General features: G+C 71.3%; 21 protein-coding genes and 2 pseudogenes. 14 read left to right on the plus strand and 9 right to left on the minus strand.

The genetic code is table 11. The annotated features are described in order from the left end of the window. Positions 1–6: 6 nt before the first annotated feature. Positions 7–882, minus strand: a complete 876-nt coding sequence (locus tag OHO27_RS36185) for an undecaprenyl-diphosphate phosphatase (protein WP_328429146.1) — start codon at positions 880–882, stop codon at positions 7–9. A gap of 150 nt (positions 883–1,032) precedes the next feature. After that, positions 1,033–1,503 (minus strand): winged helix-turn-helix transcriptional regulator, encoded by a 471-nt coding sequence (locus OHO27_RS36190; RefSeq protein WP_328429147.1) that lies wholly within the window; start codon positions 1,501–1,503, stop codon positions 1,033–1,035. 140 nt (positions 1,504–1,643) lie between these two features. On the opposite strand from OHO27_RS36190, the gene OHO27_RS36195 reads away from it, so the two are divergent. Then, positions 1,644–2,813 carry a thiolase family protein gene (locus OHO27_RS36195; RefSeq protein ID WP_328429148.1) on the plus strand — a complete coding sequence of 390 codons (1,170 nt, stop codon included), beginning with the start codon at positions 1,644–1,646 and terminating at the stop codon, positions 2,811–2,813. A 25-nt stretch (positions 2,814–2,838) separates the two neighbouring features. On the opposite strand, the gene OHO27_RS36200 is transcribed toward OHO27_RS36195, so the two are convergent. Continuing rightward, complete coding sequence (locus OHO27_RS36200; protein ID WP_328429149.1) at positions 2,839–3,633, minus strand: TVP38/TMEM64 family protein; 795 nt, start codon at positions 3,631–3,633, stop codon at positions 2,839–2,841. Positions 3,634–3,682: 49 nt separating this feature from the next. On the opposite strand from OHO27_RS36200, the gene OHO27_RS36205 reads away from it, so the two are divergent. The 4 genes from OHO27_RS36205 (at position 3,683) to OHO27_RS36220 (ending at position 6,825) form a co-directional block, all read left to right on the plus strand. Further along, positions 3,683–4,405, plus strand: a complete 723-nt coding sequence (locus OHO27_RS36205) for a DNA alkylation repair protein (protein ID WP_328429150.1) — start codon at positions 3,683–3,685, stop codon at positions 4,403–4,405. A gap of 43 nt (positions 4,406–4,448) precedes the next feature. Then, positions 4,449–4,574, plus strand: coding sequence for a hypothetical protein (locus OHO27_RS36210; protein WP_328430745.1), 126 nt, complete (start codon positions 4,449–4,451; stop codon positions 4,572–4,574). Positions 4,575–4,695: 121 nt separating this feature from the next. Beyond that, on the plus strand, positions 4,696–5,865 hold the full coding sequence (gene tuf / locus OHO27_RS36215; protein WP_328429151.1) for an elongation factor Tu: 1,170 nt from the start codon (positions 4,696–4,698) through the stop codon (positions 5,863–5,865). A gap of 114 nt (positions 5,866–5,979) precedes the next feature. After that, the gene (locus OHO27_RS36220; RefSeq protein WP_328429152.1) at positions 5,980–6,825 is read left to right on the plus strand and encodes a spermidine synthase; all 846 of its coding nucleotides are present in this window, start codon (positions 5,980–5,982) and stop codon (positions 6,823–6,825) included. Here the strand turns inward: OHO27_RS36220 and OHO27_RS36225 are convergent. Continuing rightward, positions 6,787–8,088, minus strand: a complete 1,302-nt coding sequence (locus OHO27_RS36225) for an MFS transporter (RefSeq protein WP_328429153.1) — start codon at positions 8,086–8,088, stop codon at positions 6,787–6,789. The genes OHO27_RS36220 and OHO27_RS36225 overlap by 39 nt on opposite strands. Positions 8,089–8,287: 199 nt before the next feature. Here OHO27_RS36225 and OHO27_RS36230 point away from each other — a divergent pair, with 199 nt between their 5' ends. The 4 genes from OHO27_RS36230 to OHO27_RS36245 all read left to right on the plus strand — a co-directional run bounded on the left by OHO27_RS36230 (position 8,288) and on the right by OHO27_RS36245 (position 13,429). Beyond that, positions 8,288–8,725, plus strand: coding sequence for a DUF4442 domain-containing protein (locus OHO27_RS36230; protein ID WP_328430654.1), 438 nt, complete (start codon positions 8,288–8,290; stop codon positions 8,723–8,725). Positions 8,726–9,090: 365 nt separating this feature from the next. After that, entirely contained in the window at positions 9,091–10,977 is a 1,887-nt protein-coding gene (locus tag OHO27_RS36235) for an RICIN domain-containing protein (protein ID WP_328429154.1), read from the plus strand. A gap of 174 nt (positions 10,978–11,151) precedes the next feature. Beyond that, complete coding sequence (locus tag OHO27_RS36240; protein WP_328429155.1) at positions 11,152–12,711, plus strand: carboxylesterase/lipase family protein; 1,560 nt, start codon at positions 11,152–11,154, stop codon at positions 12,709–12,711. A 73-nt stretch (positions 12,712–12,784) separates the two neighbouring features. After that, positions 12,785–13,429, plus strand: a complete 645-nt coding sequence (locus tag OHO27_RS36245) for a DedA family protein (RefSeq protein ID WP_328429156.1) — start codon at positions 12,785–12,787, stop codon at positions 13,427–13,429. 66 nt (positions 13,430–13,495) lie between these two features. On the opposite strand, the gene OHO27_RS36250 is transcribed toward OHO27_RS36245, so the two are convergent. After that, a complete protein-coding gene (locus tag OHO27_RS36250; RefSeq protein WP_328429157.1) occupies positions 13,496–14,026 on the minus strand; it encodes a gamma carbonic anhydrase family protein in 531 nt (176 codons plus the stop codon). Between the two features lie 115 nt (positions 14,027–14,141). On the opposite strand from OHO27_RS36250, the pseudogene OHO27_RS36255 reads away from it, so the two are divergent. Beyond that, a pseudogene (locus OHO27_RS36255) lies at positions 14,142–14,995 on the plus strand (acyltransferase). A 1-nt stretch (position 14,996) separates the two neighbouring features. Here the strand turns inward: OHO27_RS36255 and OHO27_RS36260 are convergent. After that, entirely contained in the window at positions 14,997–15,854 is an 858-nt protein-coding gene (locus OHO27_RS36260; protein WP_328429158.1) for a DMT family transporter, read from the minus strand. 107 nt (positions 15,855–15,961) lie between these two features. Here OHO27_RS36260 and OHO27_RS36265 point away from each other — a divergent pair, with 107 nt between their 5' ends. Together OHO27_RS36265 and OHO27_RS36270 are read left to right on the plus strand one after the other, a co-directional pair. Further along, positions 15,962–16,534, plus strand: coding sequence for a helix-turn-helix domain-containing protein (locus OHO27_RS36265; RefSeq protein ID WP_328429159.1), 573 nt, complete (start codon positions 15,962–15,964; stop codon positions 16,532–16,534). Positions 16,535–16,577: 43 nt separating this feature from the next. After that, positions 16,578–17,135 (plus strand): YbaK/EbsC family protein, encoded by a 558-nt coding sequence (locus OHO27_RS36270; RefSeq protein ID WP_328429160.1) that lies wholly within the window; start codon positions 16,578–16,580, stop codon positions 17,133–17,135. Between the two features lie 10 nt (positions 17,136–17,145). Here OHO27_RS36270 and OHO27_RS36275 read toward each other — a convergent pair whose 3' ends face one another. After that, on the minus strand, positions 17,146–18,261 hold the full coding sequence (locus tag OHO27_RS36275) for a cation diffusion facilitator family transporter (RefSeq protein WP_328429161.1): 1,116 nt from the start codon (positions 18,259–18,261) through the stop codon (positions 17,146–17,148). An 81-nt stretch (positions 18,262–18,342) separates the two neighbouring features. Between OHO27_RS36275 and OHO27_RS36280 the strand changes: the two genes are divergently transcribed. Beyond that, the gene (locus OHO27_RS36280; RefSeq protein WP_328429162.1) at positions 18,343–18,702 is read left to right on the plus strand and encodes an ArsR/SmtB family transcription factor; all 360 of its coding nucleotides are present in this window, start codon (positions 18,343–18,345) and stop codon (positions 18,700–18,702) included. Between the two features lie 86 nt (positions 18,703–18,788). Then, a pseudogene (locus OHO27_RS36285) lies at positions 18,789–20,173 on the plus strand (SMI1/KNR4 family protein). Here OHO27_RS36285 and OHO27_RS36290 read toward each other — a convergent pair. Both OHO27_RS36290 and OHO27_RS36295 read right to left on the minus strand, forming a co-directional pair. Next, positions 20,174–21,397, minus strand: coding sequence for a 4-hydroxybenzoate 3-monooxygenase (locus OHO27_RS36290; RefSeq protein WP_328429163.1), 1,224 nt, complete (start codon positions 21,395–21,397; stop codon positions 20,174–20,176). Positions 21,398–21,480: 83 nt separating this feature from the next. Next, entirely contained in the window at positions 21,481–21,900 is a 420-nt protein-coding gene (locus OHO27_RS36295; RefSeq protein WP_328429164.1) for a CoA-binding protein, read from the minus strand. Positions 21,901–22,091: the final 191 nt, after the last annotated feature.

Genomic DNA, 22,091 nt, shown 5'->3' on the forward strand with positions numbered 1-22,091 from the left:
TACGCGTCAGCCCGCCGACTCCGCCGCGTGCGGGCTCAGGACGCCCGTCGCCACCAGGGCGATGATGACGATGCCGAGTGCGATGCGGTACCAGACGAACGGCATGAAGCTCTTGGTCGAGATGAACTTCATGAACCAGGCGATGACCGCGTAGCCGGTCACGAAGGCGATCACCGTCGCGAAGATCGTCGGGCCCCAGGTCACGTGGTCGCTCTCCATCGCGTCCTTGAGCTCGAACAGGCCCGAGGCGAGGACGGCCGGGATGGCGAGGAGGAAGGAGTAGCGGGCCGCGGACTCGCGGGAGTAGCCCATGAAGAGGCCGCCGCTGATGGTGGCGCCGGAGCGGGAGACTCCGGGGATGAGCGCCGCGGACTGGCACAGGCCGAAGATCAGGCCGTCCTTCACGCCCAGGTCCTCAAGTCCCTTGCGCTGCTTGGCGGCGCGGTGCCGGCCGCCCGACTCGTCGCGTGCCGCGAGCCGGTCCGCGATGCCGATGATGATGCCGACGACGATCAGCATCGTGGCCGTGATGCGCAGGTCGCGGAAGGGGCCCTCGATCTGGTCCTTGAGCGTCAGGCCCAGCACACCGATCGGGATCGAGCCGACGATCACCAGCCAGCCCATCTGGGCGTCGTGGTCGCGCCGCATCTCCTTGTTGGTCAGCGACCGCAGCCACGCCGAGATGATCCGCCCGATGTCCTTGCGGAAGTAGATCAGTACGGCAATCTCCGTGCCGATCTGGGTGATCGCCGTGAAGGCCGCACCGGGGTCCTCCCATCCCGAGAACGCCGCGGTCAGGCGCAGGTGCGCGCTGGAGGACACGGGGAGGAACTCGGTCAGCCCCTGGACGAGTCCGAGGATGAGGGATTCAAACCAAGACATGAAGTTACGGAGTCCAAGTGCTGATGGCGGCAAGGGATGAAGGGGGACACCGCGTCGGCGGCGCAGTGATCGCAGGTGTCGAGGGGCAGCGTAGCGCCCCGCGAAGTCGGCTCCGGCACAGGGGCCTCGCTCCGGCTGGAGCGACGGGCTTCAGGATGCCGCCGGTCCCGTCACCGTCCAACCGGGCGCCTGGGGGTGGGCCGTGAGGTCCTCGTGGTGCACCGCGCCGCCACAGGCCCGGCAGGTGACGACCGCGACGAGTTCGTTGCCGCAGGTGTGCTCGATCACCATGGGGCGGTCGCCGTCCGTGCGCAGGTGGCGGTCGCCCCACGCCATGAGGGTCATCAGGACCGGCTCAAGCTCCAGTCCCGCCGGCGTGGGCCGGTACTCGAACCGCTGCGGGCGCTCGCTGTAGGCGCGCTTGGTGAGGATGCCGGCGTCGACGAGGCGGCGCAGCCGGGTGGCCAGGATGTCGCGCGGAGCGCCGATGTTGCGCACCAGCTGGTCGAAGCGGCCGTTGCCCAGACACACCTCGCGCAGGACGAGCAGCGAGTACTTCTCGCCGACGAGCGCCAGCGCGTCGGCGATGGAACAGGGGCGCGGGTCTTTGGTGGCGGCCATGCGGCTCAGTTTAGGGGGAGGGTTCGACTTTCCAACTTGTGGGTTTGATTTTCCAACCCGCCAGGCTATGGTGAGTTTGACTTTCCTACTCACCAGTAATCGCGCCGGTGATCGCCCCGGCGGCCAAGGAGGCCCGCACCATGCGTGACGCAGTCATCGTCGAAGCCGTACGCACCCCGATAGGCAAGGGCAAGCCGAACGGCGCCCTGGCGCACGTCCACCCTGTCGAGCTCCTCGCCCACACCCTGCGCACGCTCGTCGAGCGCTCGGGCGTCGACCCGGCGCTGATCGACGACGTCATCGGCGGCACCGTCGACCAGGTCGGCGAGCAGGCCATGAACACCACCCGCTACGCAGCCCTGTCGGCAGGCTTCCCGGAGACGGTCCCGGCGACCACCGTGGACCGCCAGTGCGGCTCCTCCCAGCAGGCCGTGCACTTCGCCGCCCAGGGCGTCATCTCGGGCGCGTACGACATGGTCGTCGCGTGCGGGGTCGAGTCGATGAGCCGGGTGCCGATGTGGTCGAACGTGCCGCCCGGGAAGGACCCCTTCGGCCCCGGCATCGCCGAGCGCTACCCCGAGGGGCTCGTCCCGCAGGGCATCAGCGCCGAACTGATCGCGGCCAAGTGGTCGATCACGCGCGAGCAGATGGACGCGTTCGCCGTCTCCTCGCACCACAAGGCCGCCGCGGCCTGGGACAAGGGCCTCTTCGACGCCGAGGTCGCGCCCCTGGAGGGCGTCTCGCGCGACGAGTGCGTACGCCCCGGCAGCACCCCCGAGATCCTCGCCGGCCTCAAGCCCGCCTACCACGACCCGGTCTTCGCCGAACGCTTCCCGCAGATCGAGTGGAACGTCACCGCGGGCAACGCGAGCCCCGTCAACGACGGCGCCTCCGCCGTGCTCATCATGTCCGGTGAGGCGGCGGCCCGGCTCGGCCTGCGCCCTCTGGCGCGGCTGCACAGCTTCTCCGTCACCGGCTCCGACCCCGTCCTCATGCTCACCGGGGTGATACCGGCGACGGAGAAGGTGCTGCGCCGGGCGAACCTGTCTCTCGACGACATCGACCTGTTCGAGGTCAACGAGGCCTTCTCCAGCGTCGTGCTCGCCTGGCGGCAGGAGACCGGCGCGGACCTCGCCAAGGTCAACGTGCACGGCGGCGCGATCGCGATCGGCCATCCGCTCGGCGCCAGCGGAACCCGTCTGACCACGACCCTGGTGCACGCGATGCGCGAGCGCGGCGCCCGCTACGGCCTGCAGACGATGTGCGAGGCGGGCGGCCTCGCCAACGCGATGATCCTGGAGTCGGTGTAGCCGCGCCCGCGGCAGGCGAAACGGTTCAGCGGACCCGCAGGTGGTGGCGCTTGCGCCATGCCACCACCGCGCCGGCCAGCGCCGGCAGGGCGATACAGGCGAGCGCGATCAGGAAGGCGGGCGACGTCGGTGTGGAGGCACGGGCACCGGCGACGACGTACGCGGCGACGTTCGGGATCGAACCGATGGCCGTCGCGAGCAGGAACGGGACATAGCCCATGCGGGAGACGGCGGCGGCATAGTTCGCGGCCCAGAACGGCACACCGGGGAACAGCCGCACCGCCAGCATCGAGCGGAAGCCGTGTCGGCTGAACTGGCCGTCCGCCGCCTTCAGCAACCGGCCGCGCAGCAGCGGGCGCAGCGCCTCCTGGCCGAGCAACCGCCCCAGCCCGAACGCGATCCCGGCCCCCAGCACCGTGCCCGCCATAGCCGCGCCGATGCCCCACTCGGAGCCGAAGAGCGCGCCCGCCGCGAGGTTCAGCAGTGGCCGCGGCACGAACGCCACCGTGATCAGCCCGTACGCCACGGCGAACAGCACCAGCGCGGCCGGGCCCGCCACCTGGGGCGGCCAGCCGTTCGCCAACAGCTTCTGCGGCTCGAAGAGCAGCACGGACGAAGCCGCCGCCGCGAGCAGGACCAGGAGCAGGGACAGCCGGGACCACGGCGAGATCAGCGTTCTCGTGCAGCGCGCGGCGAAGCCCGCGGGCACGGGGACGGGAACGGGTACGGCTGCGGGGGCGGATACTGCGAGCTCCGTGGCGGCGGCCCGGGAAGAGGCCTTGGCGGTGCCCCCAGAGCGGGTGGTGGCATCGTCGAGCATCCGGCGACACTAACCGACAAAGATGTGTGATCGCCGTATGGTTCGTCTCATGAGCGTCACAGGAGGGGGAACAACGGAAGTTCCCCGCAGTGGTCTGGCCGACACGGTCCTGGAGCGGCTCACCGCCACGTACGGCGCCGCCGCGGACCCGCAGCGCGCTGTCGCCGCCCGGGCGTACATGAAGGACATCGCCCCGTTCCTCGGCATTCCCACCCCCGAGCGCCGCGCCCTCTCCCGCGCCGTCCTCAAGGGCACCCCACGCCCCGACGAGGCCGACTGCACGGCGATCGCCCTGCGCTGCTGGGAGCTGCCCGAGCGGGAGTACCACTACTTCGCCGTCGACTATCTCCGCCGGCACGTGGGGCGCTGCTCCTCCGGCTTCCTGCCGGTGACCCGGCACCTCATCACCGCCGTCTCCTGGTGGGACACCGTCGACGCACTCGCCGCACACGTCGTCGGCGGGCTCGTCGCGGCCGGCCCGAAACTCACCGCCGACATGGACGCCTGGATCGCCGACGACGACCTGTGGGTCGCCCGCACCGCCCTCCTCCACCAGCTGCGCTACAAGGACCACACCGACACCCGGCGCCTCTTCGCCTACTGCCTGCGCCAGTCCGGGCACACCGACTTCTTCATCCGCAAGGCCATCGGCTGGTGCCTGCGCGAGTACGCCAAGACCGACCCAGAGGCCGTACGGGATTTCCTGGCGCGGGAACAGGGCAGGTTCGCGCCGCTGTCGGTGCGGGAGGCACTGAAGAACATCGGGGCATAGGGCCGCGAACTCCCCATCCGCGAAAAACCATTCGACGCCGGACATGGCGTCGACGATGATCGACCTCATGTTCCGGCACGCCTTCGTCCTCGCAGCATCCGCAGTCGCGGATGCCACGAAGGCTGCCGTTCCGGTCTTCCTGACCGCCGTCGACGGCGCCCGAAGCTGACCCTCTCCGGACAGTCCGGCGGACCCCGCAGGGGGAGGGTCGGCAGGTCCTTGGGGTCCCCCTCTCGCACGCGAGCTCTCCGACGCGAGATCACCTTTTGCAGAGACTTCGAGGTACAGCCATGTCCAAGACGGCATACGTGCGCACCAAACCGCATCTGAACATCGGCACGATGGGTCATGTCGACCACGGCAAGACCACGCTGACCGCCGCCATCACCAAGGTCCTCGCCGAGCGCGGGTCCTCCACGTTCGTGCCCTTCGACCGCATCGACCGGGCGCCGGAGGAGGCCGCGCGCGGCATCACCATCAACATCGCCCACGTCGAGTACGAGACCGACACCCGCCACTACGCGCACGTCGACATGCCGGGCCACGCCGACTACGTCAAGAACATGGTCACCGGCGCCGCGCAGCTCGACGGGGCCATCCTCGTCGTCTCCGCGCTCGACGGGATCATGCCGCAGACCGCCGAACACGTGCTGCTCGCCCGGCAGGTGGGCGTCGACCACATCGTGGTCGCGCTCAACAAGGCCGACGCGGGTGACGAGGAGCTCATCGACCTCGTCGAGCTGGAGGTCCGCGACCTGCTCACCGAGCACGGCTACGGCGGCGACGCCGCGCCCGTCGTACGGGTGTCGGGGCTGAAGGCCCTGGAGGGGGACCCCAAGTGGACGGCGTCCGTCGAGGCGCTGCTCGACGCGGTGGACATCTACGTTCCGATGCCGGAGCGGTATGTGGACGCGCCGTTCCTGCTGCCGGTCGAGAACGTGCTCACGATCACCGGCCGGGGGACCGTGGTGACCGGCGCCGTGGAGCGGGGCACCGTGCGGGTCGGCGACCGGGTCGAAGTGCTCGGGGCGGGGCTGGAGAGCGTGGTCACCGGCCTGGAGACGTTCGGCAAGCCCATGGACGAGGCGCAGGCCGGGGACAACGTGGCGCTGTTGCTGCGCGGGGTCCCCCGGGACGCGGTGCGCAGGGGGCACGTGGTCGCCGCGCCGGGCAGTGTCGTTCCGCGCAGTCGCTTCTCCGCACAGGTGTACGTGCTCTCGGCCCGTGAGGGCGGGCGTACGACTCCTGTCGTCACCGGGTACCGGCCGCAGTTCTACATCCGTACGGCGGATGTGGTGGGCGACATCGACCTCGGTGAGGTGGGTGTCGCGCGGCCCGGGGAGACGGTTGCGATGACCGTCGAACTGGGGCGTGAGGTGCCCTTGGAGCCAGGGCTCGGGTTCGCCGTCCGTGAGGGTGGCAGGACTGTCGGGGCGGGGACCGTGACCGCCGTCTTGTGAGGGCGCTTCGGTTGGTGGGGACTGCGGGATCGTCGTGGCTGATCCCGCAGTGCCCCGCGCCCTGCCGGGGCGCTCCCGTGCATTCCTTCGGAGTCCTGCCGCCACAATGAGAAGGTGAATGAGCCCATACCCGTGACCCGGCCCGTCGACTACGGCACCGCCAAGCTGATGCCCGACGTCGATCGGAAGTGGGCCTGGTTGCTGACCATCGACGGGGCTCCTCAGTCGTACGTGGATCTTGACGAACCGACACACCTGGAGTTCGAGTACGCCCGGCGGCTGGGGCATGTGCTCGACACCGTCGCCGACGCGGGGCGGCCGCTGGACGTGCTGCATCTCGGGGGCGGCGCGCTCATGCTGCCCCGGTACGTGGCCGCGACCCGGCCCGGCTCACAGCAGGACGTGGTCGAGGCCGATCGTGGGCTGCTGGAGCTGGTCTCCGAGCATCTGCCGGTTCCGGACGGGGCCGGCATCCGGCTGCACGCCGGGGACGCCCGGGACTGGCTGGAGACGGCCGCGGACGACTCGGCCGATGTGCTCGTGGCCGATGTCTTCGGCGGGTCACGGGTGCCGGCGCACCTGACGTCGGTCGCGTACGTCCGTCAGGTCGCGCGGGTTCTGCGGGGCAGTGGCGTCTATGTGGCGAACCTCGCCGATGCCGCGCCCTTCGCCTTCCTGCGCTCCCAGCTCGCCACCTACGGCACGGTGTTCGAGGAGCTGGCGCTGATCGCCGAGCCGGGTGTGCTGCGCGGCAGGCGGTTCGGCAACGCGGTGCTCGTCGCCGCGCACCGGCCCTTCGACACGGCGGCCCTGGCCCGCCTCACCGCCTCCGACGCCTTCGCGGCGAGGGTCGAACACGGGCCCGGCCTGCGGGAGTTCATCGGCGGGGCGCGGCCGGTGCGGGACGAGGACGCCGTACCGTCACCCGAGCCCCCGGACGGGGCTTTCAGCATCGGCTGAGCCGAGGTGGCCGCTCGCGGTCACCTGCTTGGTACGACGCCGTAGGTTCCGTACGTCCGGTACGCACAGGACCGCCGCCGTGACGACCACGACCAGCGCGGCGCACCCCCACAGCGCGGACGTGCGCCCGACCGCCGTCTCCGCCGGGCCGGCCAGGGCCGTCGCCAGCGGGACCAGCGCGACCGAGCCGAACCAGTCGTACGCGGCGACCCGGGACAGCTTCTCCTCCGGTATCTCCTGATGGAGTGCCGTCATCCAGGAGACGCCGAACACCTCCAGCGTCACGCCGGTGAGGAACATCACCGCGCACAGCACGCTGATCGGCGCGGGAACGGCGAGCGCGGCGGAGGGGAGGGCGAGCGGGAAGACGCACAGGGTGCCGGCGAGGAGCAGGCGGCGTGGCTTCCAGCGGGTCATGAGCAGGGCTCCGGCGACCGTGCCCGCGCCGAAGAAGCCCAGCGCCAGGCCCCACGGGCCCGCCCCGCCCAGGTGGTCCCGGGCGACCAGCGGGCCGTAGACCGCGTCGGCCGCGGCGACGACCGCGTTCGCGATGGAGAACTGCACGACGACAGCCCACAGCCACGGCCGCCCGGCGAACTCCCGCCAGCCGTCCCGCAGATCGGCGAGCATTCCGCCGCCCGGCGCACGCTGCGGAATGTGACTCACGTCGAGGAACGCCCGCATGGACCCCGCGACGGCGAAGGCCGCCGCGTCGGCCGCCAGCACCCAGCCGGGCCCGATCGCGGCCACCATGGCACCGCCGAGGGCGGCCCCGCCGACCGCCGCTCCCTGCATGGCCATCCGGAAGACGGCGAACGCCCGGCTCGCCTGCTCGCCCTTGACCGACGACAGCAGCATGCCCTCGGCCGCCGGGCTGAAGAACGCCTGCCCGGTGCCGCCGAGGGCGGTCAGCAGCATCATCTGCCACAGCTGGGCCTCGCCGGCAACGACGAGCGCGGCGAAGGCGGCCTGGGAGAGACAGTTGAGGGCGTTGGCCGCGACCATCACCCGGTGCCGCGGGACCCGGTCCGCGACGGCACCGCCGATGAGCAGGAAGAGCACCAGGGGCAGGGTGCGGGAGGCGGCCACCAGGCCCACGTCCCCGCCGTCGCCGCCGGCCTCCAGCACCGCGAACGCCGCGGCGATCAGGGCGCCGTGGCTGCCGAGGTTCGTGACGAACGCCGAGGCGGTCAGCAGGCTGTAGTTGCGGCCCGCCCAGGCGGGGCGGCGGGATCGACGGCGGGGATCGACGGCGGAGGTCACCGGCCGACTATCGCCGCCCGGCCCTCGATTTGCCAAACGAATTGCAGGTCACGGGCCGGATGCACCGCTTCGCCCCGAACGCCGTCCGCCGCCCGTCACCTCCACTGTCCCCTTACACCGACCACCTATCTGTTCCGTCACACGCCCTGTTCCCTGGAGCCTACTCGTGGGTAACATGACCGGCATGAGCGCAGACCAGATGTCGATCGGCGAGATGCTCGCCGCCACCGTGCCCATGGCCCGGACCCTGAACCTCGAGTTCCTGGAGACCACGCCGGACAAGGCCGTGGTGGCTCTGCCGGACCAGGGGGAGTACCACAACCACGTGGGCGGGCCGCACGCCGGCGCCATGTTCACGCTCGGGGAGTCCGCCAGCGGGGCGATCGTGCTGGCCGCGTTCGGCGATCAGCTCGCGCGCGCCGTCCCGCTCGCCGTCAGTGCCGAGATCGCCTACAAGAAGCTCGCCATGGGCGCCGTCACCGCCACCGCGACGCTGGGCCGTCCGGCCGCCGACGTCGTCGCCGAGCTGGACGCGGGGGAGCGGCCCGAGTTCCCCGTGGCCATCGAGATCCAGCGCGGTGACGGAGCCGTCACCGGGGAGATGACGGTCGTCTGGACGCTGCGGCCGAACGGCTGAGTCGGCCGTACGACTGCGAAGAGGGGCCCCGCCGAGCGCGCGGGGCCCCTCTTCTGTGTCCTGCGGTCGATGCGGAGTTGAAGATTCTGTGGACCAAGTGTCCGTGGCTGCACACAACTTGGGCGTGCATCCCGGTGGTGCTATCGAATGCGGGTGCGGATACCGCCGGTAACTATTCTGAATTTCTCGTCTTTTGAACGTTGGTCACTCGAACTTCTTGTTTCCTGTGCGTCGCTTGTGCGAAAGTGAGCGGCCCGATAGCCGGTCCAGAGGTGACGCGGCCTAGGTACGCACCAATCAGGCACCTGCTTTCCGACGGACGTGCATTCCCCATGCCGTCCTGAGGCCGGGAAGGAAATGGTTCAGTGCAATCCCCTTACCCCCCACGACCGCCCTACCCGCCACGACCCGGGGCGAGCCCCTCGGAGTCGGACCGGGATCTCGTCGCGAGCCTCGGCAAGGCCGGTGCGAACGGCCGTGCCGTCGCACTGCTGATGGCCCGGCACTGGCGCGCCACCTACGACTACGCCGCCATCTGCCTGGTGTCCACGGAGAGTTCGGCCTCCATGGTGGCCGCCGCCGCGTTCCATCGCGTGCTCGGCCGACCGGGCGGCGGCGCCCTGCGTCCCCAACTCCTCGCCGCGGTAAGGGATCTGGTGAAGGAGTGGGCGGCAGACGGCCAAATTTCCGCTCTGTTGCCGGAACTCGTCAAACCGACGGGCGGCCGCGGGCTGCGTGCCGCGCGGTCCGTGACGCCCGAAAGGCGGCACATCGCCGAACGCGCATTCCGCGCTCTGTCGGGGGCCTCGCAATGCCTTCTCTGGCACACCGAGGTCGAGGCGGAACCGATAACCGTACCCGCTGGTCTGCTGGGGGTGGATGCGGCCACCGCGTCGGCGGCACTGGAGGGAGTGCGCGAGCAATTCAGGAGGGGCTGCGTCCGCGCCCACGGCGAACTCGCGCCCACCCGGGAATGCCGTTACTACAACCGTCTCCTGGATGTCCCCATTCGCCGGGGCGGTGCCCTGCTGCCCGATGTCCAGCAGCATCTGATGGAGTGCCGCTACTGCCGTCACGCCGCCGAGCAGCTCAGCCACTTCGAGGGCGGCCTCGAAATGCTGCTCGCCGAGACCGTGCTCGGCTGGGGCCCCCGGCGCTATCTCGACTCCCGTCCCAGGCGGGGCGGCTCGGGGCCGACGCCATTGGACGGCCCGCGACACGGTGGGCGGCACCGTCCCGAGCGCCTGGCTCCGCCGCGCGTCCGTCCGAAGGCCGTCGCCATGGGGGTCGGTCTCACCGCTCTCGCGCTGCTTGTGACGGTCCTCGCGGCCAAGGGCTGGACCGAGGAGAGCGGCGTCCCCGCCCCGGGTGCCACCTGGGGCGCGCCAAGCGGCAAGACCCTCCACCCGGGCGCGGTGTCCCCGCCTTCGTCCGGCGGCTCACCGTCGGCCGCCTCGGCCGAGAACCCTGTCGAGATCGCTCAGGGCCGGCTCCGCAACCTCGACCGGGGCCTGTGCCTGGACCTCCGCGACGGCGAGGTCCGCACCGGTGCCCGGGCCGAGCTGGCGGAGTGCTCGTCCGCCGCTTCCCAGCAGTGGTCGTACCGGGACAACGGCCTGCTGGGCAGCGCCGCCGACCCCACCCTCTGCCTCGACTCCGACATCGACGAGGGCACGGTCGTCCTGGCGGACTGCCTCGCGCACGCCGGCGAGGTGCGCTACGACCTCACCGTCCACGGCGAGCTTCTGCCGCGCCGGTCCGAGGGATCGGCCGTCGCGTCCGGTGAGGGCGTGAGCGTGGTGGTCGCCGAACGGGACGGGTCGGAGGCGCAGCGCTGGATGCTCGACGGCGGGCTCGCAGACGTACGCGGGGAGAGATCCGGGTCCGAGAAGACAGAGGAGAAGGCGGGGAAGAAGGGAAAGGAGAAGGGAGAGGGGAAGCCGGAGGGGAGGAAGGGGCAGGAGAACGGGACACCCGCGCAGCCCGACGCCCCCTCGGAACCCGAGCACGGGTCGCGGGGGGACGCCGTCCCCCAGCCGCCCGACGCGGAGTCTCCGCGCGATGGGCAGGACCTGCCGGAGGGGGACCCGCAGTCCCACTACGAGACGCGATACGTCCAGGACGACTCCGGCAGCGGAGCCGAGCCCGCCACCCCCGTCGACGCCGTCGTGGCCCTCCCCGCCAAGGTGCCGGCCACGGTCTCCACGGTCGTGGGCGCGACCGGCGCGACGCTCGACTCCGTCCTGCGCTAGGCCTCCGTCACGTCAGGGGTCACCCCGCCGGGGTGACCCCTCCTTCGTTCCCCGCGTCATTCGGCCGTTTCTTGTGCGCCTTGTTGACACGAGTAACTGACGCTCATAGTTTTCCCGCCGCGCCCAGCAGCCCCGCTTGAACCTTCGACAGTGGACAAATGTGGAGGTGGACCGGTGTTACGTCGTATGTCCGTCGCGCTGATGGCCCTCGCGGCCGCGCTCGTCACGCCCGCGCCCGCTCAAGCCGCCGCCGACCCACCTGACGTCCGCACGGACGCGGGCTGGGTGCGGGGTGAATACACCGCCGAGGGCAGACAGTTCCTCGGCATCCCCTACGCCGAGCCGCCCGTCGGGAAGCTCCGCTGGAGGGAGCCGCGCCCGGTCCGGCCCTGGCAAGGAGTGCTTACGGCACGGGACTTCGGCAACACCTGTGTGCAAAGCGCGAGTTGGGACCCCGGCTACGAGCAGCCCAGCCACACCGAGGACTGTCTCGACCTCAATGTGTACGTCCCCGAAGGCGCCGCCCGTCGCGCGGTCCTGGTCTGGTTCCACGGCGGAGGGCTCACCGCCGGGGCCGGCCGGGACGTCGTCCCCGACACCTTCGCCCGGCAGACCGGCACCGTCGTCGTGACCGTGAACTACCGCCTCGGGGCGATGGGCTTCCTCGCCACGACCGGGCTTGACGGCGAGGCGCGCGACGGCGTCTCCGGCAACTTCGGCATGCTCGACCAGCAGGCCGCCCTGCGCTGGGTGCGCGCCAACATCGGCCGCCTCGGCGGCGATCCGGGCCGCGTGACCATCGCGGGCGAGTCGGCGGGCGGCCGCTCCGTCTGCACCCAGCTCGCCTCGCCGACGGCGAAGGGGCTGTTCCGGGCCGGGATCATCCAGAGCGGGGCGTACGGCGACTGTGGTGCCCGTCCCCACCGTACGGCCGTGGCGCAGGGGGCCGACTTCGCGCAGAAGCTCGGCTGTGCCGACCTGGCCTGTCTGCGCGCCAAGCCGGCTGCGGAGGTCCTGGCCGCGCAGAGCGCGTTCGACTGGGCGCCGGTGGTCGGCGGCGCCTTCCTGCCGAGGCAGCCCGAGGAGGCGTTCGCGCGCGGGGCCGCTTCTGGCGTGCCGGTCATGAACGGGGCCAATCAGGACGAGGGCCGGCTGTTCGCCTTCGCCCGGTTCGACCTGAGCGGGACCCCGCTCACCGCCGAGCAGTACCCGGCCGTCATGCGGGAGGACTACGGCGACGAGGCCCTCGCGCGCTACCCGCTGTCCGCCCACCCCTCGCCGACCATCGCGCACGCCACCGCCCAGGGCGACCAGCTGTTCGCCTGCCCGGCGCTCCGCCTCGACGGCACCCTCGCCGGGCGCGGGAAGGTCTACGCGTACGAGTTCGCCGACCGCTCCTCCCCGCCCTTCGCCTCCCTGCGCAACCTCGGCACGGACTTCGACTTCGGCGCGACCCACGTCAACGAGGTGCAGTACCTCTTCAAGCACTTCGGGCTGAGGTCACCGCTGAACGCCGAGCAGCGGACGCTGGCGCGGCAGATGATCCAGTACTGGGGCTCCTTCGTCCGCGACGGAGTGCCGCGCGCCACAGGGCAGCCCGCGATGCCGACCCGGCCCGGGACGGTGCTGTCCCTGCGCACCACGTCCGCCGGCGGGAACGCGCCGAGCACCGCTGTGCACCGTGAGCACCAGTGCAACCTGTGGGACGCCGAGAGCGTCACTCAGAGCGGGTAGGCTGCCCCGGCGCGCGCTCACGACCGAGCGTGCGCCGGGAAACGCAGGGCGCACGACATGGGAGGAAGCGGCGTTGCACGTCCAGGAATGGCTCGAAACGGTGCCCCCGCTCGCGATCTATCTGCTGGTCGGCGTGGTCATCGGGCTGGAGAGCCTGGGTATCCCGCTGCCCGGCGAGATCATCCTGGTCTCCTCGGCGCTGCTCGCCTCACAGCACGGTGAGATCGACCCCTTCGTGCTGGGCGCCTGCGCGACCGCGGGCGCGATCATCGGTGACTCCATCGGCTACGCGATCGGCCGCAAGGGCGGCCGCCCACTACTGGCATGGCTGGCCGCGAAATTCCCCAAGCACTTCAGCGAGGGCCATATCGCCACCGCCGAGCGCTCCTTCCAGAAGTGGGGCATGTGGGCCGTCTTCTTCGGCCGCTTCGTCGCCCTCCTGCGCATCTTCGCCGGGCCCCTCGCGGGCGTCCTGCGGATGCCGTACTGGAAGTTCCTGATCGCCAACGTCTTCGGCGGCATCCTCTGGGCGGGCGGCACGACCGCGGTCATCTACTACGTCGGCGTGGTCGCCGAGTCCTGGCTGAAGCGCTTCTCGTGGCTGGGTCTGGTGGCAGCCGTCCTGATCGGCCTGACGTCGATGCTGATCATCAAGCGCAAGGCGAAGAAGGCGCAGGTGGCACACCGGGAGCCGGAACCGGTAGCGGCCGGGGACTGAACGCCCCTCAAGGGGCGCGGGGAACTGCGCGATCAGCCTCCGCGAACCCGCAGGCCGCGCAGGACCCTATGCCCCGTGCTCTTTCTGGTGAGCCTTCGCCAGCTCCGCATACATGGTTCCGTTGAGTGTGACGCCCTGACGCTCTTCCTCCGTCAGCTCCCGCTTCACCTTCGCAGGAACCCCCGCGACCAGGGACCCGGGCGGTACCTGCATTCCCTGCGGCACCAGAGCCTGAGCAGCGACCAAGGACCCGGCCCCGATCACGGCACCGTTCAGCACAGTCGCCCCCATCCCGATCAGACAGTCGTCCTCAACGGTCGCGCCATGCACCACGGCGTTGTGCCCGACCGACACCCTCGCCCCGATGGTCACCGGGAACCCGGGGTCGGCATGCAACGTGCAGTTGTCCTGAACATTGGACTCGGCCCCGACAGAGATCCGCTCCACATCACCCCGTACGACAGCGCCGTACCAAACACTGGCCCCGGCCTCCAGCGTCACGTCCCCGATCACCGACGAGGTGGGCGCCACGAACGCGGTCTCGTCGATCTTCGGTTCCCGGCCCCCGATGCCCATGACCAGTGCCTTCTGCGCCATCGCCCTCTCCTCACCGCAAACGTCGTAGACACTGCGCACGGTACGCCACCCGGTAGGGCGAAGATCACAGGCCCTCGACCGCATAAGGGCCCGGCACGCTCAGTACGGTAAGCGGGTGCCCAAGCGCAAGAACACGTTCTCGTCCTGGCGGCGCAGCCTCACACAGCGCGCCGTCCATGCGGGCTGGGCCTGGGTGCAGCGCACGGGTTCGGTGACGTCCGAGAACCCCGGCCGCTTCCATTTCGGCTCGATCGGCGAGGCCACCCGGCTGGCCTTCCCGCTCGGCACGGTCTTCGGCGAACCCTGGATCCACCTCGGCTCCCACTGCATCGTCGGCGAGCAGGTGACGCTGACGGCGGGTCTGATGCCCGACCTCGACCTCGGCCCGGAGCCGATCCTGCGGATCGGGGACGGTGTCGTGCTGGGCCGCGGCAGCCATGTCATCGCCGACACGACGGTCACCATCGGCAGCGACTGCTACTTCGGGCCGTACGTGTACGTCACGTCCACGAACCATTCGTACGACGATCCGCACGAGCCCATCGGCAAGCAGTGGCCGCGGATGGAGCCGGTCGAGATCGGCCCGGGGTGCTGGATCGGTACCGGGGCCGTGATCCTGCCGGGAGCGCGGATCGGGCGGAACGTCGTGGTCGCGGCCGGCGCGGTGGTCCGGGGCGTGGTGCCCGACCACGCCGTCGTCGCTGGGGCGCCCGCCCGTGTCGTACGGCGCTGGACACCCGACGACGGGTGGCAGCCGCCGCTTCGGACCCCGGCGCCCGTGCCGATACCCGACGGGATCACCCCGAACAACTGCAGGCGCTGGCCGAACTGGACGACGAGACGGTGGCGAGGCTGGCGGAGCTGGACGAGAAGGCGGTGGCGAAGCGGGACGGGCTGGACGAGAAGGCGGTGGCGCTGCCGGATGAGCCGGCGGCTGCCGAATTCGCCGATCTGGACGCGGAGTCCTGAGTCAGCCGGTCGCCAGCAGCAGCGTGCCCACCAGCGCGAGCCCCGCACCCGCAGCCTGCACTCCCCGCAACCGCTCCCTGAGGAAGCCGCGCGCGGCGACCGCCGTCACCACCGGGTAGAGGGAGGCGAGCACCGCGGCCACGGTGACCGGGCCCTGGTGGGCGGCGATCACATAGGTGCCGTTGGCTGCCACATCGGCGAGGCCGACGAAGGCGAGTGCCGGCAGGGTCCGCCAGGGGAAAACGCCGTCCGGGAGCGCGGCGGCGCCCCGCCGCACGGAGGTGTACAGGGCGAGGCCGCCCGCCACCACGTTGACCACGCGCTGGACGAAGAGCGCGAGGAACAGGCCCGTGATGGTGGTCGACGCCTCCGCGATCAGCGCGAACACCGCGCCGAAGCCGAAAGCCGCGACCAGCGTGAGCAGGATGGCCTGCCGCTGCACGGGTGCGCCCCGCAGTTGCGGACCGCCCGCGAGCACCACACCGAGCACGGCGACGGCGATCCCCGCGACCTGCATCAGTCCTGGCCGCTCGCCGAGGAGGAGGCCGACCCCGACCGGGACGGCCACGCCGACGGTGCCGAGCGGGGAGACCACGCCCATCGGGCCCAGCGCGAGCGCCTTGTAGAAGCAGAGCAGGGCGACCGGGCCCACCACTCCGGCGGCCACCGCGAACCAGAGCTGGTCGCCGGCCTCGCTCCAGGCGCCGGTGGCGACCACGATCACGCCGAGCACGGTCGCCGCGATCCCCTGCGAGACGACGACCACCGTCAGGGCCGGGGCGCGTCGTGTCAGCAGTCCGCCCCCGAAGTCCGCCAGCCCCCACAGCAGGCTGGTGGCCAGGGCGAAGAGTGCTGTCACGAGTGCCTCGCAGTACAGTTCGGTGGACGATGAGGTGCAGCCCACCGTAGTGCAGTCGGGTGAACCCTGTCATCCAGAATATTCGACTCCGCAACGTTGGACGGAATGTGTCGGACCTCGACCTGCTGACCCAGTCCCTGGCGCGCAACGTCAAGCGCTGGCGCACCGAGCGCGGCTTCACCCTGGACACCCTCGCCGCGCGTGCCGGGGTCAGCCGCGGCATGCTCATCCAGATCGAACAGGCCCGCACGAACCCGAGCCTCGGCACCGTGGTCAAGATCGGCGACGCGCTCGGGGTCAGCATCACGACCCTCCTCGACTACGAGCAGGGCCCGAAGGTGCGCGTCGTCCCGCCCGAGCAGGTGGTACGGCTGTGGCACACCGAAGGGGGCAGCTACAGCAGGCTCCTCGCCGGCACGGAGGCGCCCGGTCCGCTGGAGATGTGGGACTGGAAGCTGATGCCGGGCGAGAACAGCGGATCGGACCCGCATCCCGCCGGTACGGTCGAGATCGCCCATGTGACGACGGGTGAACTGACCCTGACCGTCGAGGGTGTGGAGTATCGCGTCGCGGCCGGCTCCAGCGTCACCTTCGACGCCAACGCCCCGCACGCCTACGCCAATCACGGCGAAGTCCCGATGCAGATGACGCTGACGGTCTCGGTCCCCCTGGTGCACTGAGACGCCCGGCCGGGAGCCTCGACGGTCCTGTTAGCGTGCGCGCATGGACGCACCCATCGGACACTTCGACCACGCCGCCCCCGCCCCGGACTGCCTCGACGAGCTCACCGGACCGGTCGCCGACGCCGTGCGCCAGTGGCACGGCAGCGTCCCCGCCGAGCAGATCATCTACGTCGAGACCGATCCGCAGTGGGCCGACACCGCCGTGTTCGTGGAGCACTACGGGCGGGAGCTGCTCGAACAGTCCGCGAACTGCGTCGTCGTCGCCGGCAAGCGCGGCGGCGAGACGACACTGGCCGCCTGCGTCGTGCTCTCCACCACCCGGGTCGACGTCAACGGCGTGGTGCGCCGTCAACTGGGCGCCCGTAAGGCCTCGTTCGCCTCGATGGACACGGCGACGAGCGAGACCGGCATGGAGTACGGCGGCATCACCCCGATCGGGCTGCCGGACGGCTGGCCGGTGCTGGTGGACTCGACCGTCCTCGACCTGCCGTACGTCCTGGTCGGCAGCGGCCGGCGGCGCGGCAAGCTGCTGGTGCCGGGGAAGGCGTTCGCCGAGCTGCCGGGGGCGGTCGTACTGGAGGGGCTCGGCGTCGCCTGAGTACGCGGGTTCAGGCCGCGGTGTGGTGGGCGAGGGCGTGGTGCGGATCCGCCTCGCCCGGCACCGGTGCCGGGTCGGCGTGGACCAGGGCCGCGGTGAGCCGGGGTACCGCGTGCAGCAGCGCGTGTTCGGCGTCGACGGCGATGGCGTGCGCCTGCCGTACCGTCGCCTCGCCGTCCACGACGACCGCCACCTCGGCGCGCAGCCGGTGCCCGATCCAGCGCAACCGCAACTCGCCGACCTCGCGCACGCCCTCGACCTCCCGCAGCGCCCGCTCGGCCCGGTCCACCAGGGCCGGGTCCACGGCGTCCATCACCCGCCGGAACACCTCGCGCGCCGCGTCCCGCAGCACCAGCGTGATCGCGGCCGTGATCGCCAACCCCACGATCGGGTCCGCGAGTTGCCACCCCAGTGCCGCACCGCCCGCGCTCAACAGGACGGCAAGTGAGGTGAATCCGTCCGTCCGCGCATGCAGGCCGTCCGCCACCAGCGCGGCCGAGCCGATCGCCCGGCCGACCCGGATCCGGTAACGGGCCACCCACTCGTTGCCCGCGAACCCGACGAGCGCCGCCACGGCCACGGCCGGGATCTGCTGCATGGGGCGCGGGTCGAGGAGACGGTCGACAGCCGTCCACGCCGCGAATGCCGCGGACGCGGCGATCGTCAGCACGATGGCGATGCCCGCGAGATCCTCCGCCCGTCCGTAGCCGTAGGTGAAGCGGCGATTGGCCGCGCGCCGGCCCAGGACGAACGCGATGCCGAGCGGTACGGCGGTCAGCGCGTCCGCGGTGTTGTGCACCGTGTCGCCGAGCAGCGCCACCGACCCGGACGCCACCACCACGACCGCCTGGGCGAGTGCCGTCAGACCGAGCACCGCCAGCGAGACCCACAGGGCACGCATGCCGCGGACCGATGACTCCAGGGCGGAGTCGAGCTTGTCGGCCGTCTCGTGGGAGTGGGGGGTGAGGAGGTGGGCGAGGCGGTGGCGGACACCGGTGGGGGAGTGGTCGTGGGGGCCGGGATGGTCGTGGGGGTGGGGATGCGCGTGCGCGTGCTCGTTCGCTGAGTCCCGGTCGTGACCGTGGCGGTGCCCATGGTGGTGCTCGTGCTCGTGCCGGTCGCCCACGGCGTCCCCTTCCGTCGCGTGAGTGCGGAGATCCGTTGCGCGGGTGTGGACGCGGGCCGTCCACGAGGCCATTATGTGCGTATGAGCGCACGCATGCACCTATCAACTGCACACGATGCGCACCCACGCACCCCGGGCGAGGAGCAGTTCGCGCTCGCCGCCGAACTCCTCGCCCTGCTGGGCGACCGCACCCGCCTCACGCTGCTGCACGCCCTGACGGCCGGCGAGGCCGATGTCACGACCCTCACCGAGGCCTGCGGCGCGGCTCGGCCCGCCGTGAGCCAGCATCTGGCGCGGCTGCGTCTCGCCGGTCTGGTGAACACGCGCAAGGAAGGCCGCCGGGTGATCTACTCGCTCCGCGACGGCCATCTGCGCCGCCTCGTCGACGAGGCGCTGAACGTGGCGGACCATCGGCTCAGCGACCGGCCGCTGCACGACTGAAGCCGGCCGCCCCGCCCGGCGGATGAACGACCGATCCCAGCGATAATCGGCTCCGTCACGATCGACGGAACGACCGGAGGCCACCCTTGCCCTCGATACATGACTTCGCGACCTGGGAACCCATCCTGCGGGTCCTGCGGGCGGGCAACTTGGAGCGCCTGGCCGCTCCGGGCGGCTATGTGACCGGCCAGATCGGCGTGTACGGGTGGAGCGTGCCCGTGCGGCACCGGTCACCGGAGCCGGGGCGAGCCGCCCAGGTCGAGGACATGCAGGACGAGTGGGACGCGGTCGAGGTGGTGCGCAACGCGCTCCTGGAGGCCGACACCGGCGAGATCGCCTTCGTGGCCGAGATCTCGCCGGCGGGTCCGACCGTGCTCCATCTGATCAGTTGTGGTCCCGCAGCGGATCCCGGTATCGCCTGTCCGTACCCTGGGCCGCTCCTCCTGGTCGAGGACGCCGTGGCCGAGCCGTGGCGCCGCCTGCCCGATCCGATGCCCGGCGCGGTGCGGGCGCCGTCGGCGGACCCGGCGCAGCTGGAACGGACCCTGCGCGAGCGGCTCCCCGACGCCATCGGCGCCACCGAGGCGGAGATCGCCGCCGCGGAAGCACGCCTCGGCGTCACGCTGCCCGACGAACTCAAGGCGCTCTACCGGGTGACGCGGGCGCGGTGGGCGGACTGGGGCGACTACGAGACGGCGGCAGTCGTCTACGACGCGGTCGGCTGTGAACTCCTCGCACTGGAGGACCTGTTCGTCGCCGACGCGTCCGCCCGCCCCTGCCGCTGGGAGTTCGCGGCGATGGAGGCGGTCGTCACCGCGCCCGACGCCGCGGTGCAGCAACTGGTCGGCTCACCCGGCTGGATCGTCTTCGGCGACAACGGCGGCGGCGACCGTATCGCGGTCGACCTGACACCCGGTCCGCGCGGGCACCTCGGGCAGATCGTCATGCTCAGCCACGAGTGGAACATCGGCGCCGAACTGCTCGCCGACTCGCTGACCGATCTGGTGCTGAACGGGGAGAGCGGGGAAGCGGGGCCGGCTCCCGCGGGGACCGGCCCCCGGCCGTGGTGTGGGTCAACAGCAGCAGCCTGACCAGCATCCAGGCCGCCGCCCACCCCGAACTGGAAGCGCTGAGCATCGGTGTGTGGGACGGTGCGCCGTTCAGCCTCGCGCCCCTCACCGGCCTGCCGCGCCTGCGCACCCTCACCGCATACTCCGGCACGCTCGCCGATCCGCGGGAGATCGCCAAGCTGACCGGGCTGGAGTTCCTGGCGCTCGGCCCGCAGGAGTGGCGCGTCCTGCTCGCCGCCGGGGCCGTCCCGCGCAGCCTGTCGGCCGCCGCCATCCTGGTGGACGGGGCCCCGCACCCGCTCCCGATCGTGGACCTCGCCAACGAGATCCTCGCCCTGTGGGACCGTCCCCCGATCACCCGGACCGTCCTCGAAGGCGACCTCGGTCCCGAGCCGGCGTAGTCAGGCGTGCGCGTGCTTGCCCAGGTACTGCTCCGCGAACGCCATCGCCGCGGTCGGGGAGCCGAAGATGCGGCGCAGGCGGGCGAGAGTGGTGCCCGCGCGGTAGGGGTCGCCCGAGGACGTGCCGTGGTAGACCTCGGAGAGCCAGTGGGAGAACTCCTGGTAGTCCCACACCCGGGCCAGGCAGGCCTGCGAGTAGCCGTCCAGACCGGTGCTGTCGCCCTTCGTCAGGTGGGCGACGAGCCCGTCGCCGAGCAGGAAGGCGTCGTGCAGGGCGAGGTTCATGCCCTTGGCGGCGATCGGGGCGGTCAGGTGAGCGGCATCGCCGGCCAGGAAGAGGCGGCCGAACACCATGGGCTCGACCACGTAGTTGTGCATGTCGAGGACGCGCTTCTCGATGAGGCGCCCCTCCGTCAGCGGCGGCACGCCGGTCGCCCCGAGCCGTTGCTGCAGCTCCGTCCAGACCCGGTCGTGCGACCAGTTCTCCGGGTCGTCGCCGGGCGGGCACTCGAGGTAGTAGCGGGTCACCTCGGCGCTGCGGGGCATGTGGCCGGCGAACCCGTTGGGATGCATGCCGAACAGAACGCAGTCGGAGGACGGCGGCGCCTCGGCAAGCAGCGCCAGCCAGCCGATGCCGTAGTCGCTGCGGGAGATGTGGGCGCGGTCGGCCGGCAGCGCGGCCCGTGTCGCGCCGCGCGCACCGTCGCAGCCGGCCACGAAGTCGCAGTGCACGACCTCGCGCTGCCCCGTCTCCGGGCAGGTGTACGACACCGAGGGGCGGTCGGAGTCGAGGTCGTGCAGCTGCACGTCCCGCACGCCGAAGCGTATGGCGCCGCCGCGCACGTCCGCGTACTCGCGCACCAGATCAGTCACCAGGAACTGCTGGGGGTAGACCCAGTGATGAGCGCCCGTCAGCTGTGCGTACTCGAACCGGTAGCGTTCCCCCGCGAACCGGAACTCGCACTCGGTGTGCCGCTGTGCCCGCTCCAGCAGGGTGTCGGCGAGACCTCGCTGCTCGAGTCCGCGTACGGCCCACTCCTCGATGACGCCGGCCCGCGGCCGCTGCTCGATGAACTGGCGGGTCTCGATCTCCAGGACCAGACAGTCGACGGACGCCGCCCGCAGGATGTTCCCGAGAGTGAGGCCGGCCGGGCCGGCGCCCACGATGACGACCGGAAAGCGTTGCGAGGCACTGGAGTTGGGGTGGGGGGAGGTGGAAGTCACCCGAGCATTATGGGGTGGCCGTCGCAGGGAGGGGAGGGCTCAGGGGGCGGCTCGGCGAAACGGCGGATCGGTGCAGCGGCGACTCAGCGGTCGGACGGGCCGAGGCGCGGTATCTCGATCGCCGGGCAGCGGTCCATGACCATCTCCAGCCCCGCCGCGCGCGTGCGCTCGTACGCCGCCTCGTCGATGACGCCCAGCTGGAACCAGACCGCCTTGGCGCCCTTGGCGACCGCGTCATCGGCGATCGGGCCGGCGAGGTCGCTGTTCACGAAGACGTCGACCACGTCCACGTCGAAGGGGATGTCCGCCAAGGAGGCATAGCCGCGCTCCCCATGGACCGTCTCCGCCTTGGGGTGGACAGGCACGATGCGCTTGCCGTAGCGCTGCAGTACGTCGGCGACCCCATATGCGGCCCGCCGCTCGTTCGACGACAGGCCCACGACTGCCCAGGTGTCGCCCAGTTCGGTGAGGATCCTGCGGACCGCTGCCTCGTCGCCGTACACCGTCGGCCTCCCTGTGCTTCGTACGTACCCGTGCTTGGTGCACCTGCCGTCCAACTGCTCTCATGACCCACAACGGCCGACGACCGGCGAGGATTCCCCGACACGCCGGAGATCCTGGGAACCCTGGCCCGAACTCCTGTCCGGGCGGGCCGGTGCGCAGTACCGTTCGGGCATTCCGCACGGCTGGGGGT

The organism is Streptomyces sp. NBC_00443 (assembly GCF_036014175.1).
GTDB lineage: Bacteria > Actinomycetota > Actinomycetes > Streptomycetales > Streptomycetaceae > Streptomyces.